Origin of the sequence: Salinicola halophyticus (assembly GCF_003206695.1) — a bacterium.
GTDB lineage: Bacteria > Pseudomonadota > Gammaproteobacteria > Pseudomonadales > Halomonadaceae > Salinicola > Salinicola halophyticus.
This window is the reverse complement of record NZ_PZJN01000006.1, coordinates 219,726-232,249: the sequence shown is the minus strand read 5'-3', so window position 1 is coordinate 232,249 and position 12,524 is coordinate 219,726. Positions and strand designations below refer to the sequence as shown.

The window sequence follows — 12,524 nt, the reverse complement described above, 5'->3', positions numbered from 1 at the left end:
GATTCGTGTGCCGACCCGACGTGGTTTGCCCAGCCAGCGCTTGACCTGCGGCCAAGATCGACGTAATAGTAAAAAATCGATTTTCCACAATATAAACGATTCACATAGATTTACCGTAAGACTTTCCTACGGCAAGACCGCCTCGACGCACGACCTACGGCATCCCACGAACCGGCCAAGAATAAATCGAGAACCGCTCATGACCCTCGCTTTCGATCACAACAATCCTTTTCCCTCTCGCCGTAGCGCTACCTATGCCAGTCGCGGCATGGTCGCCGCCTCGCAGCCGCAGGCCAGCCAGGCCGGTCGCGACGTGCTGGCGCAAGGTGGCAACGCCATCGATGCCGCGATCGCGACGGCGGCCGTCCTCACCGTGGTCGAACCCAGCGGCAACGGCATCGGTGGCGATGCCTTTGCCCTGGTATGGCTGGCCGAGGGCAACGATGGCGGCGGCAAACTTCACGGTCTCAATGCCAGTGGCCACGCGCCGAAGCGGCTGACACCGGAAGCGGTCAAGGCCGCGGGCCATGACGGGATGCCTCTGCACGGCTGGACACCGGTCACCGTGCCCGGCATTCCGGCGGCCTGGGCCGAGCTTTCGAAGCAGCACGGCAAGCTCGATTTTGCCACTCTGCTGGCACCGGCGATCCGTATCGCCCGGGAAGGATTTCCGGTTTCCCCGGTGATCAGTCAGCTGTGGCAGCGTGCCGAGATCGAATTCCGCGCCAAGGCCGACGACCCGGCCGTCGCGCCTTGGCTCGACGCCTTTGCGCCCAACGGGCATGCGCCCCGTCCCGGCGAACTCCATCGCAACGAGGCTCAGGCGCGTACCCTCGAAGCACTGGCCGAAAGCCGCTGCGACAGCTTCTACCGCGGCGAGCTGGCGAATAAGATCGATGCCTTCTCGCAGGCGACTGGCGGTTATCTTCGTGCCGACGATCTGGCGGACTATCGGCCCGAGTGGGTCGAGCCGATCTCGGTCAACTATCGCGGCTATGACGTGTGGGAGATCCCACCCAACGGTCAGGGCATGGTCGCGCTGATGGCGCTACGCATGATGGAAGGGTTCGACGTCACTGTACGCGACGACCCGCAACTGCTGCATCGCCAGCTGGAAGCGATGAAGCTGGCCTATACCGATGGCCACCATCACATCACTCAGGCGGAACACATGCGCACCAGCGTGGCCTCGCTGTTGAGCGACGAGTATGCAGCGACCCGCCGCCGCCTGATCGGCGAGCGCGCCATCGACCCCGAGCCCGGTCAGCCGCAGGCCGGTGGTACGGTTTACCTCGCCACCGCCGACAGCGACGGCAACATGGTCTCCTACATCCAGAGCAACTATCACGGCTTCGGTTCCGGCGTGGTGGTGCCGGATACCGGCATCTCGCTGCAGAATCGCGGTCACGGCTTCAGTCTCGACGCGGACCACGTCAACGTGCTCGCCCCCGGCAAGCGGACTTTCCACACCATCATTCCCGGTTTCCTGACCCGTGGCGACAAGGCTATCGGGCCGTTCGGCGTGATGGGTGGTTTCATGCAGCCCCAGGGCCACATGCAGGTGGCGATGAACCTGATCGACTTCGGCCTCAACCCGCAGGCGGCGCTCGATGCCCCGCGCTGGCAGTGGATGGGCGGACGCAAGATCGGCATCGAGCCGGGCTATCCGATGCACGTGATTCGCGACATGGCGGAGCGCGGCCATCAGATCGTCATGGCCGTGGACAGTACCGCCTACGGTCGTGGCCAGATCATCCTTCGCGATCCGCAAAGCGGCGTGTATTGCGGTGGCACCGAGCCGCGCACCGACTCCAGCATTGCGGTGCTCTGACCCATGGCTTCGTCCTCACTGGCCGTTCAGGGCCAACTGTTCATGGCGTTTTTGCGCATCGGCCTGCTCGGATTCGGCGGCGGCCCGTCGATGATCCCTCTGGTGCGCGCCGAGGCGGTCACCCGCTATCAGTGGATGAACGATGATGATTTCGGCGACATCCTTGCCATCGGCAATACCCTGCCCGGCCCTATCGCGACCAAGATGGCCGGCACCATCGGCTACCGGGTCGGCGGCGTAGCGGGCTGCCTCAATGCGGTGCTGGCGGTCATCGTGCCGTGCATCGTAGCGATGGTAGTGTTGTTGGGATTGTTCACCCGCTACCGCGATCAACGCTGGATTCAGGGCATGAGCGAAGGTGTCGTGCCGGTGGTGATGGTGATGATGGCGCAGCTCACCTGGGACTTCTTCCAGAAATCCCGCGCCGCGCTGGGCTGGATCGCGACTCTGATCATGGGCGCGGTCGCTGGCGGCCTGATCTACGGACTGGGCATCCATCCGGGCCTGGTGATCGCGGCAATCCTGGTCGCCGCACTGCTGCGCCCCGAGCGGCGCAAACGCAGCGGGGAGGTCAAGTCATGATCTACTGGGATCTGTTCCTGGCGTTCTTCATCCCCAACATCATCGGTTACGGCGGCGGACCGGCCATCATTCCGCTGGTCGAGAACGAGGTGGTCGGCCGCTACGGCTGGATGACCTCCCAGCAGTTCGCCGAGACCCTGGCGCTGGGCAATACCCTGCCTAGCCCTATCGCCACCAAGATGGCCGGCTACATCGGCTACGACGTCGCCGGCATCGGCGGCGGCCTGATCGCGACGTTTGCCACCGTCGCTCCCTCGCTGATTCTGATGCTGGTCGCGCTGGGGGCGCTGTACCGCTACCGGGACTCGATCAAGGTCAAGTCGATGAGCCAGTGGGTCAGACCGGTGATCATGGTGCTGATGGGCTATCTCACCTGGTCGTTTTTTAGCGAAGGCGTCAGTGGTGCCGGCTGGATCCATACCCTGATCATCGGCGCGATAGCCTGCGTGATGCTATGGCGACTCAAGCTCCACCCGGTGTGGGCCGTCCTTCTAGGGCTGGTCTATGGCGGATTTCTGCTCGGATAAGCGGTGGGGAGACCGCCCGAGCCGAAGAAAGCAGCACCTCGAAAAAGCAGCAACCCGAAAAAAGATAACGATTCGAAGCAAGACGACACGACGTCAAACCAACAAATCAATAAGGACAACTCATGTTCTACGACGTACTCCACCATGCCGCCCACGGAAAACTGGGCCGAATGCTCGCCTCCAGCGGCGCGATCGCCTCCTTGACCCTGGGGCTGGGAGCTGCCGGCCTGGCGCTCAGCCAGAGCGCGCAAGCCGACGACTATCCCGATCACGCCATCGAGTTCATCGTGCCGTGGTCGCCGGGCGGCGGCAGCGACGCGCTGATGCGTATCATCTCCAACTCGGCCGAGAAACACATTGGCCAGCCGATGCCGGTAATGAACATGCCCGGCGTCAGCGGGACTATCGGCCTCAAGGAGCTCGCCCAGAAGGATCCCGACGGCTACACCGTGGGCCAGATTCACGAGGGCCTGATGGCCTCCAATGCCACCGGCCTGACCCAGCTCAACTGGGACGATTTCCAGCCGATCGCCTCGTTGGCCTCCTCTCCGCAGTTCCTGGTGGTCAACGCCGACAGCGACTGGAAAACCTTCGAGGATTTCGCCGAATACGCCAAGGCGCATCCGGGCGAGATTCGTGTCGGTGCCACGCTCGGGGGCATTCCCCATGTCCACGCGGCAATGATCGAGGACGCCATCGGTGCCCAGTTCCGGTATGTCGGCTACGAAGGCACCGGCGCTCGCATCCGCGGCCTGGTCGGCGGCCACATCGATGCCTCCATCGGCGATATCTCGTCGAGCCTGGAGTTCGTCAAGAACGGGGATCTGCGCTTCCTCGCCGTAGGCAGCAAGGAGCGCCTCGAGCAGACGCCCGACGTGCCGACCTTCAAGGAACTCGGCTACGACAATCTCAACCTGAGCATCAACCGCGGCATCGTCGCCCCCAAGGGGATCGATCCGGCCAAGGTCGAGACGCTGGCCAAGGGTTTCGAAGCCATGTCCAAAGATCCCGAGTTCATCAAACGGGTCAACAACGCCGGTGCCGAGGTCGACTTCATGGGCCCCCAGACCTATGCCGACTATCTGGCTGACATCGATGCCACGATCAAGCGCCTCTCCGGCAAGTTGGCGCGATGAACGACGCTACCCAGACGGTCTCCCGACCCGAGCGGGAGACCAGCAGCGAGCGCGGCAAGGCGCTCGCCAACGTCATTTTCAATGCCGGGCTGGCCGCGCTGTTCGTCGGCCTGTTCATTCAGGCCGGCGATTTGCCGTCGTCGATGTGGGAACCACTGGGCGCGGGCTCGTTTCCGCGCCTGATCCTGGGCGCGCTGGTGATCTTCAATCTGGCGATCATGGTGCAGTCGATGGCGGCGTTACGTGGCACCGACCGCGCCGCCAGTGTCGGTGCGCGACGGTGGTTCCTCCAGCGTCGTCTGGCTTTCGCCACGCTGGCGTCCTTCGCCATCTATGCGCTGAGCATGCCGTGGATCGGGTTTGCCATGGCGTCGCTGCTGTTCCTGCTCGCCGTCCAGTTCATTCTGGGCGCCCGACGCGGCCGTCGGCTGCTGATTGCCGCGATCATCGCCGCCATCTTCGGCCTCGGTCTCTATGCCCTGTTCAGCCATGTGTTTCTGATTTCGCTGCCATCGGGGCGCCTTTGGTAGCCCGACGCTAAAAGCGCGAAATCGATAGCCTCGCTCAAACAAGATCAACGGGACGAGAGAATTCCCCATGCCGATGACCGATGCGCTGCTCAGCAGCGTCGAACAACTGTTTTCGCTGGCGACGCTCGTCAGCATGATGATTGGGGTCGTGGCAGGCGTCGTGGCTGCCGCCATCCCCGGCTTCACGATCACCATGGCGATCGTGCTGACGCTGCCGGTGACCTTTACCATGCCGCCACTGCAAGGCGTGGCGACGATGCTCGCCGTCTATGTCGGCGGCGGCTCCGGCGGGCTGATCAGCGCCGCCCTGCTCGGCATTCCCGGTACCCCTTCCGCGGTGGCGACCACCTTCGACGCCTATCCCATGGCGCGCAAGGGTGAACCGGGACGGGCGCTGGCGCTGGGTATCTGGGCTTCGTTCTTCGGCGCCCTGGTCAGCGCGGTGGTGCTGATCGTCGCCGCGCCGCCGCTGGCGATGATCGCGGTCAAGCTCGGCCCCTGGGAGTATTTTTCGCTGATCCTGTTCGCCGTCACCGTGGTGGCAAGCCTGGTCGGCAAGTCGATCCTCAAGGGCCTGATGATGAGCCTGTTGGGGCTTTTCATCGCAACGGTAGGCCAGGACCCGATGATGGGCGTGCCCCGCTTCACCTTCGGTGTCGACGTGCTGGCAGCCGGCATCCCGTTTCTGGTGGTATTGATCGGCATCTTTGCGGTCAGCCAGCTGGCCAGCGAGGTCGAGAATCCGACGGAGCTCCAGCAGGGGAAACCGCTGGTGAGCGGCGAGATACAGTTCCGTCCGTTCGCGGTGATGCGTGAAGTGCTGAGCCACCCAGGCAATCTGCTGCGTTCGTCGATGATCGGCGTGGTCATCGGTGCCGTGCCCGGCGCCGGTGGCAGCATCGCCAACCTGATCGCTTACGACCAGGCCAAACGCGCCTCGAAGACCCCGGAACGCTTCGGGACCGGTATTGCCGATGGCGTGGTGGCCTCGGAATCGGGCAATTCGGCGACCGCCGGCGGCGGGCTGATCCCGATGATCGCGCTCGGCATTCCCGGAAGCGCGGTCGACGCGGTGCTGATGGCGGCGTTGATGGTCCAGGGCATCAGCGTCGGGCCGCGCCTGATCATGGACAACGCCGACCTGGCTTACGGCATGTTTCTGGCGATGTTCCTGGCCGCGGTCATGGTGCTGGCCTTCTGCCTGGTCAGCATGCGCTGGTTTCTGCGGATTACCGAGATCCCCAAATCGATCATCGTACCGGTGGTCCTGGTCTGCTGTGCGGTCGGCGCACTGGCGCTCAACAACCGGGTCACCGATCTCTATCTGCTGATCGGCGTCGGCCTGGTGGGCTATCTGCTGGCCAAGCTCGACTACCCGCTGGCGCCGCTGGTACTCGGCGTGATTCTGGGGCCCATCGCCGAGACCAACCTGCGCCGGGCGTTGATGGCCGACGAAGACTGGACGCTGTTTCTAACGCGGCCGATCTCGGCCGGACTGCTGATTCTGGCCGTGCTGTCGGTCGCGTTCACCGTTCGACGCATTCTCCGCCAGCGGGCTGCCGTGCAAGCCTGATTCTAGCGAGCGGTCGACCCACGCGGGCGCCGCTCATCTTTTCATTCGCCCCCGACGAGAGGTGTGCTAGCGTGGCCGCCGATCATCCGGAGGTCGTATGGCACATCCCTTTTCCAATCTCGATACGTGCAGTCCCGATGCGTGCACTCCCGATACGTGCAACCCTGGCGCGTCCTTCTCTCGAGCGACTCCGGCGGTACCGGGCCGACTCGGTCTGGCGCCGATGGAAGGCGTCATCGATGCCGATACTCGAGCGCTGCTGAGCGAGGATGGCGCGCTGGACTGGTGTGTCACCGAGTTCGTGCGGGTCGTCGATGCAAAATTGCCCCCGAGAGTGTTCCTGCGCCACTGTCCAGAGTTGGCGACGGCAGGCAGCTCGGGGCCGGTCACGCCGTCGTCCACGCCCGTCACGTTGCAGCTGCTTGGCTCCGACCCAGAGGCATTGGCGGCCAACGCCGAGCAGGCGATCGCCCTGGGCGCGACGCGCCTCGACCTCAACTTCGGCTGCCCTGCCAAAACCGTCAATCGCCACGACGGCGGTGCCTCGCTGCTGCGGACGCCGGCACGCGTGCACGCCGTTGTCGCGTCCGTCGCCGAGGTGGGTCAGCGTTTCGGCGTCACGGTCAACGCCAAGCTGCGGCTGGGCTTCGATGACAAGCGGCTGGCACTGGCCTGTGCGCAGGCCGCCGAAGCCGGCGGTGCCGACGAGCTGGTCGTTCACGCCCGAACGCGGCGCGAAGGCTACCGTCCTCCCGCCCACTGGGAATGGATTGCTCATATTCGCACCGCCGTGAGCGTGCCGGTGGTCGCCAACGGGGATATCTGGTCGTTGGAGGATTACTGGAAGGCGCGCACTCTCTCGGGCTGCCGCGATGTCATGCTCGGCCGCGGCATGCTGGCAGACCCTTGGCTGGCACGGCGCATTCGTCATTGGCAGGTGTCGGGCGGCGAGCGCCTGTTGGCCACACCATGGTCGGCACGCAGCGACATGCTGTGCCGTTACGCCGACGCCAAGCGCCGTGCGGGCATGGCGGAGAAAGTGATCGTATCGCTGCTGAAGCAGTGGCTGAACCACATGCGAGGACGCGATGCAGAGGCGGCTACGCGCTTCATGGCGCTGCGCCGGGAAACCGCCCTGACGCCCTTCCTGGCGGGCTTGCACGCTTCCGAGCCGGGCGTCTCGTCTCACGACGTCTCGACAGCCGTCTAGGCGGTCGTCACTTTCTCATCGCCGAGGGCCAGACAAACAAAAGCCAGACAAACAAAAACCCCCGCATCAGAGATGCGGGGGTTTTCGACTGGATGGTGCGCCCGGGAGGATTCGAACCTCCGACCCCCTGATTCGTAGTCAGGTACTCTATCCAGCTGAGCTACGGGCGCGAATTCTGGTGAAACGACGCTATGAATCGATGCGTCAGCGTGGGTGGTGCGCCCGGGAGGATTCGAACCTCCGACCCCCTGATTCGTAGTCAGGTACTCTATCCAGCTGAGCTACGGGCGCTTGATCCACAAATTTTCACACGGTGTGATCGAGATTTTCGATTGTTCGAAAATGGCGGAGAGGGAGGGATTCGAACCCTCGATAGGGCTATAAACCCTATACTCCCTTAGCAGGGGAGCGCCTTCAGCCACTCGGCCACCTCTCCCCGATCAGCACGGCGCGTAGATTACCGATTCTGCTGAGCATTGTCCAGCCGAAGGCCAAACTTTTTTCGTGAAAAACCTCAGAGGATGAATAAGTTACCGCGAGACAAGGTCAGAAGGCGAAGTCATGAGGATGAAAGGGGGTTCAGTAATAGCCCGAGCCGATAAAGGGGACGACTTCACCAGCTCAGACGGTACCAAAGCGCCTATCCAGCACTCATGCGCCAGGACCGCCGTCTTCATCTTCGGATTTCTCGCGCTGAATACGCTGATAGATCTCTTCACGATGGACGGCCACATCCTTGGGCGCGTTCACGCCGATACGCACCTGATTCCCTTTCACTCCCAGAACCGTGACGGTAATGTCGTCACCGATCATGAGAGTCTCTCCCACTCGTCGGGTCAGGATGAGCATTATCTGATCTCCTTCTCAGGGCCTTCTTCCATTCTCGGGTCACGCTCTCGGGCCGCCTGCAGAGCAGATTTCCTACCCGAGCAGCGATTATGCGTCATACGGACCATCAGGCCAATGACGCCTTCCATGAAAACCCGCGGCGTCGTTGAAAGAACGTGTGTTTTCCTTCACCGTCTTCCAACTCCCCCTAAGCGTAGAACGCTTGAGGCATTGTTGAAGGGGTTATTCGTCTATTCGCTCTGAATACTGTCTTTATCGAGCCCAAACGCGGTGTGCAATGCGCGTACGGCAAGCTCCATCGCCTTTTCGTCGATCACCACGGAGATCTTGATCTCGGACGTGGAGACCATGCGGATGTTGATATTCTCTTCGGCTAGCACGCGGAACATCTTGGAGGCCACACCCGCGTGGGAACGCATGCCGACACCGACCAGCGAAACCTTGGCGATGTTCTCGTCACCGCGCAGATCGCCCCCGCCCAGTGCCGGAATGACATCGTTCTGCAGAATGCGCATGGTCTGCTTGTAATCGCCCTTGGCCACCGTGAAGGTGAAGTCGGTGTAGTCACCAGCCGGCGCCACGTTCTGCACGATCATGTCGACTTCGATGTTGGCATCGGCGATTGGCCCCAGAATCCGCGAGGCGACACCGGGCACGTCGGGCGTGTTGAGCAGGGTCAGCTTGGCTTCATTCGCCGTGAAGGCGATACCGGAGATCAGCGGTTCTTCCATCGATTCGAATTCCTCGTCTGCGACGATCAGCGTGCCAGGCCCTTCCTCGAAGCTCGAGAGCACGCGTAACGGTACGTTGTATTTGCCGGCGAACTCCACGGCGCGGATCTGCAATACCTTGGAGCCGAGACTCGCCAGTTCCAACATCTCTTCGACAGTGACCTTCTCAAGGCGCTGCGCCTTGGAACAGACTCGTGGGTCGGTGGTGTAGACACCGTCGACGTCAGTATAAATCTGGCACTCGTCGGCTTTCAGGGCCGCGGCCAGGGCGACACCAGTGGTATCCGAACCGCCACGTCCGAGGGTGGTGATGTTGCCTTCTTCATCGACACCCTGGAAACCCGCCACGACCACGACCTGGCCGTCGTCCAGATCCTCCTGGATCTCATCGGTCTCGATCCGCTGAATCCGCGCCTTGGTGTGCGCGCTGTCGGTGCGAATGCCTACCTGGGCGCCGGTATACGACGTCGCCGGCACGCCCAGCTGGTGCAGGGCCATGGCCAGCAGAGAAATGGTGACCTGTTCGCCGGTCGAAACCAGCATATCCATCTCGCGCGGCGTCGGATCCTCGTTGATCTGACTGGCCAGGCCGATGAGCCGATTGGTTTCGCCGCTCATCGCCGAGACCACCACTACCACCTGGTGACCTGCATCCCGATCGCGCTTGACCTTCTCGGCCACCGCCTTGATCCGCTCGACCGAGCCGACCGATGTGCCTCCGAACTTCTGTACGTATAGCGCCATGAGTCTGCTTATCGCTCCTTAGCGTTGACGTCCGGCGCGAACGCCGGACGTGAATGCATTTAGCCGAGCCTCTCAGTCCTAGCTCAGCTTCTGCGCGACCCAGGCCGGCACGCTTTCCAGCGCCGCCGGCAGCTGTGACGGATCGCTACCGCCCGCCTGGGCCATGTCCGGGCGCCCACCGCCCTTGCCGCCCACCTGCGCGGCGACGTGATTGACCAGCTCGCCCGCCTTGACCCTGGCGGTCAGATCGTCGGTGACACCGGCGATCAGGCTGACCTTGCCATCCTGGGATGTCGCCAGTACCAGCACACCCGAGCCCAGCTTCTGTTTGAGCTGATCGTGCAGGCCCCGCAGCTCCTTGCCCGAGATGCCCTCGAGCTGGGTCGCCAGCACCTTGATGCCGGCCACGTCCCGGGCTTCCTCCAACAGGTCATTACCGGTTGCGCTCGCCAGCTTGGCCTTGAGCCGTTCGAGCTCTTTCTCCAGCGATCGCTGACGCTCGAGAACGGCGTCCAGGCGCTCGACGACTTGCTCGGGCTTGGCCTTGAGTCGCTCGCCGACGGCGTTCAGTTCACGCTCCTGGGCATCGAACCACGCCAGGGCCCCTTCTCCGCTGACCGCCTCGATACGACGCACACCCGCTGCGGTACCCGACTCGGCGACGATATGGAACGGGCCGATATCGCCACTGCGCGCCACGTGAGTGCCCCCGCAAAGCTCGATCGAGAAGTCGTCGCTGCCGATGGTCAGCACGCGAACGCTATCGGCGTATTTAGCTTCGAACAGCGCACGCGCGCCCTTGGCCTTCGCCTCGTCGAGCGTCATCAACTCGGTCCGGGTCGGCGCGTTGGCCATGATCTGAGCATTGACGATCCGCTCGACCTGCGCCAGCTGATCCGGGGTGACCGGCTCGAAATGGCTGAAGTCGAAACGCAGACGCTCGGCGCTGACCAGCGATCCCTTCTGCTGTACGTGATCGCCGAGGGTCAGACGTAGCGCCTCGTGCATCAAATGCGTTGCCGAGTGGTTGCGCATCGTTGCCTGGCGCAGTGAAGGATCCACCTGCGGCGCGAGATGCTCGCCGACGGCCAGGCGACCACCGACCATCAGCCCTTCATGCAGATGATGCCCGGCCTGCTTGCGCGTATTGGTCACCTGAAAGCGGCCATCGTTCGCCTGCAGATAGCCTGTGTCGCCCACCTGGCCGCCCGATTCAGCATAGAACGGCGTGCGATCCAGCACCACGACGCCTTTCTGGCCCTCCTCGAGAGCCTCCAGCGCATTGCCCTCGCTGTCGACGATCGCCTGTACCATCGACGAATCCTCGAGACGGTCGTAACCGGTGAACTCGGTGCTGCCCTCGAGCTCGAGCGCAGCGCCGTAGTCACCGCCGAACTGGCTGGCGGCGCGCGCCCGCTGCCGCTGAGCTTCGAGCTCGCGTTCGAACCCGGTTTCGTCGAGCGTGACGCCACGCTCGCGACAGACGTCCGCGGTCAGATCATAGGGGAAGCCGTAGGTATCGTAGAGTTTGAAGATCGTCTCGCCAGGCAGAACCTCACCCTCGAGCGCCGAAAGCGCCTCTTCGAGCAGGCCCATGCCGTGATCCAGCGTGCGCGCGAACTGCTGCTCTTCCTTCAACAGTACGCGCTCGATCTGATCGCGCGCCTGGTGCAGTTCGGGATAGGCTTCGCCCATCTCCGCATCCAGTGCCGCCACCAGCTTGTGAAAGAACGGCTCGCTGGCCCCGAGCTTGTGACCATGGCGCACGGCGCGACGAATGATCCGCCGCAGCACGTAACCCCGGCCTTCGTTGGACGGCAGCACGCCATCGACGATCAGAAAGGCACAGGAGCGGATATGATCGGCGATGACGCGTAGCGACGGCGTCTTGATATCGTCGTGACCGGTTACCTCGGCCGCCGCCAGCAATAGGTTCTGGAACAGATCGATCTCGTAGTTGGAGTGCACGCCCTGCATCACCGCAGCCATGCGCTCCAGCCCCATGCCGGTATCGATCGACGGCTTGGGCAGCGGGTTCATGTTGCCGGAAGCGTCACGATCGAACTGCATGAAGACGAGGTTCCAGACCTCGATGTAGCGATCGCCGTCCTCTTCCGGACTCCCCGGCGGGCCACCCCAGACCTCGGGACCGTGGTCGTAGAAGATTTCCGAACACGGGCCACAGGGGCCGGTATCGCCCATCTGCCAAAAGTTGTCTTCGTCCAGCCGCGACAGCCGCGCCGGATCGACGCCGATGTCGTCGATCCAGATCCTGGCGGCTTCATCGTCGCTGATATGGACGGTCACCCAGAGCTTGTCCTTGGGCAATCCCAGCACGTCGGTAATGAAGGACCAGGCATAGCGAATCGCGTCGGCCTTGAAGTAGTCGCCGAAGCTGAAGTTGCCCATCATCTCGAAAAACGTGTGGTGACGGGCGGTGTAGCCGACGTTGTCCAGGTCGTTATGCTTGCCGCCGGCACGCACACAACGCTGCGCCGAGGTGGCGCGCACGTACGGGCGTTGATCCCGGCCGAGAAACGCATCCTTGAACGGCACCATGCCGGCGTTGGTGAAGAGGAGCGTCGGGTCGTTTTCCGGCACCAGAGAGGCGGAAGGCACGATGGTGTGTCCGCGCTCCTCGAAGTAGCTCAGGAAAGCCTGTCTGATTTCTGCACTTTTCATAAACAATCCGTGGCGATAGGCGCGCCCACGGCGGCTAGCAGACCACGTGGCAACGCAAAATCCGGCATCGAAAAGGCGCCATGAGCACCTCTCCGGCCATCGCAAAGCGCATTAGTATAACGTGGTCGG

10 protein-coding genes and 3 tRNA genes are annotated in these 12,524 nt (G+C 63.0%); 7 read left to right on the top strand and 6 right to left on the bottom strand.

Going from position 1 to position 12,524, the window contains the following annotated elements:
• The first annotated feature begins 199 nt into the window (after positions 1 to 199).
• The 7 genes from DOM58_RS08910 (at position 200) to DOM58_RS08880 (ending at position 7,389) form a co-directional block, all read left to right on the top strand.
• Complete coding sequence (locus tag DOM58_RS08910) at positions 200 to 1,831, top strand: gamma-glutamyltransferase family protein (protein WP_110692546.1); 1,632 nt, start codon at positions 200 to 202, stop codon at positions 1,829 to 1,831.
• 3 nt (positions 1,832 to 1,834) lie between these two features.
• Positions 1,835 to 2,413 (top strand): chromate transporter, encoded by a 579-nt coding sequence (locus DOM58_RS08905; RefSeq protein ID WP_110692545.1) that lies wholly within the window; start codon positions 1,835 to 1,837, stop codon positions 2,411 to 2,413.
• A complete protein-coding gene (locus DOM58_RS08900; protein WP_110692544.1) occupies positions 2,410 to 2,940 on the top strand; it encodes a chromate transporter in 531 nt (176 codons plus the stop codon). Before DOM58_RS08905 ends, DOM58_RS08900 begins: the two co-directional genes overlap by 4 nt.
• A gap of 122 nt (positions 2,941 to 3,062) precedes the next feature.
• The gene (locus DOM58_RS08895; protein WP_223162150.1) at positions 3,063 to 4,076 is read left to right on the top strand and encodes a Bug family tripartite tricarboxylate transporter substrate binding protein; all 1,014 of its coding nucleotides are present in this window, start codon (positions 3,063 to 3,065) and stop codon (positions 4,074 to 4,076) included.
• Positions 4,073 to 4,606 (top strand): tripartite tricarboxylate transporter TctB family protein, encoded by a 534-nt coding sequence (locus DOM58_RS08890; protein ID WP_110692543.1) that lies wholly within the window; start codon positions 4,073 to 4,075, stop codon positions 4,604 to 4,606. The genes DOM58_RS08895 and DOM58_RS08890 overlap by 4 nt, the downstream gene beginning before the upstream one ends.
• 67 nt (positions 4,607 to 4,673) lie before the next feature.
• Positions 4,674 to 6,179, top strand: a complete 1,506-nt coding sequence (locus tag DOM58_RS08885; RefSeq protein ID WP_245392204.1) for a tripartite tricarboxylate transporter permease — start codon at positions 4,674 to 4,676, stop codon at positions 6,177 to 6,179.
• A gap of 223 nt (positions 6,180 to 6,402) precedes the next feature.
• Positions 6,403 to 7,389, top strand: coding sequence for a tRNA dihydrouridine synthase (locus DOM58_RS08880; protein ID WP_110692542.1), 987 nt, complete (start codon positions 6,403 to 6,405; stop codon positions 7,387 to 7,389).
• Between the two features lie 93 nt (positions 7,390 to 7,482).
• Here DOM58_RS08880 and DOM58_RS08875 read toward each other — a convergent pair.
• The 6 genes from DOM58_RS08875 to alaS form a co-directional block, all read right to left on the bottom strand.
• A tRNA-Arg gene (locus DOM58_RS08875) sits at positions 7,483 to 7,559 on the bottom strand.
• A 44-nt stretch (positions 7,560 to 7,603) separates the two neighbouring features.
• Positions 7,604 to 7,680 (bottom strand) — tRNA-Arg (locus DOM58_RS08870).
• Between the two features lie 52 nt (positions 7,681 to 7,732).
• Positions 7,733 to 7,825 (bottom strand) — tRNA-Ser (locus tag DOM58_RS08865).
• 215 nt (positions 7,826 to 8,040) lie between these two features.
• Entirely contained in the window at positions 8,041 to 8,238 is a 198-nt protein-coding gene (gene csrA, locus DOM58_RS08860) for a carbon storage regulator CsrA (RefSeq protein WP_075561144.1), read from the bottom strand.
• A 230-nt stretch (positions 8,239 to 8,468) separates the two neighbouring features.
• Positions 8,469 to 9,713: an aspartate kinase gene (locus DOM58_RS08855; protein ID WP_075561143.1), complete on the bottom strand. Its 1,245-nt coding sequence runs from the start codon at positions 9,711 to 9,713 to the stop codon at positions 8,469 to 8,471.
• Between the two features lie 78 nt (positions 9,714 to 9,791).
• On the bottom strand, positions 9,792 to 12,395 hold the full coding sequence (gene alaS, locus DOM58_RS08850; protein WP_110692541.1) for an alanine--tRNA ligase: 2,604 nt from the start codon (positions 12,393 to 12,395) through the stop codon (positions 9,792 to 9,794).
• Between the last annotated feature and the right edge of the window lie 129 nt (positions 12,396 to 12,524).

Coding starts and splice junctions, on each gene's coding strand:
- DOM58_RS08910 (WP_110692546.1), top strand. CDS start 200: ATGACCCTCGCTTTCGATCACAACAATCCTTTTCCCTCTCGCCGTAGC.
- DOM58_RS08905 (WP_110692545.1), top strand. CDS start 1,835: ATGGCTTCGTCCTCACTGGCCGTTCAGGGCCAACTGTTCATGGCGTTT.
- DOM58_RS08900 (WP_110692544.1), top strand. CDS start 2,410: ATGATCTACTGGGATCTGTTCCTGGCGTTCTTCATCCCCAACATCATC.
- DOM58_RS08895 (WP_223162150.1), top strand. CDS start 3,063: ATGTTCTACGACGTACTCCACCATGCCGCCCACGGAAAACTGGGCCGA.
- DOM58_RS08890 (WP_110692543.1), top strand. CDS start 4,073: ATGAACGACGCTACCCAGACGGTCTCCCGACCCGAGCGGGAGACCAGC.
- DOM58_RS08885 (WP_245392204.1), top strand. CDS start 4,674: ATGCCGATGACCGATGCGCTGCTCAGCAGCGTCGAACAACTGTTTTCG.
- DOM58_RS08880 (WP_110692542.1), top strand. CDS start 6,403: ATGGAAGGCGTCATCGATGCCGATACTCGAGCGCTGCTGAGCGAGGAT.
- csrA (WP_075561144.1), bottom strand. CDS start 8,238: ATGCTCATCCTGACCCGACGAGTGGGAGAGACTCTCATGATCGGTGAC.
- DOM58_RS08855 (WP_075561143.1), bottom strand. CDS start 9,713: ATGGCGCTATACGTACAGAAGTTCGGAGGCACATCGGTCGGCTCGGTC.
- alaS (WP_110692541.1), bottom strand. CDS start 12,395: ATGAAAAGTGCAGAAATCAGACAGGCTTTCCTGAGCTACTTCGAGGAG.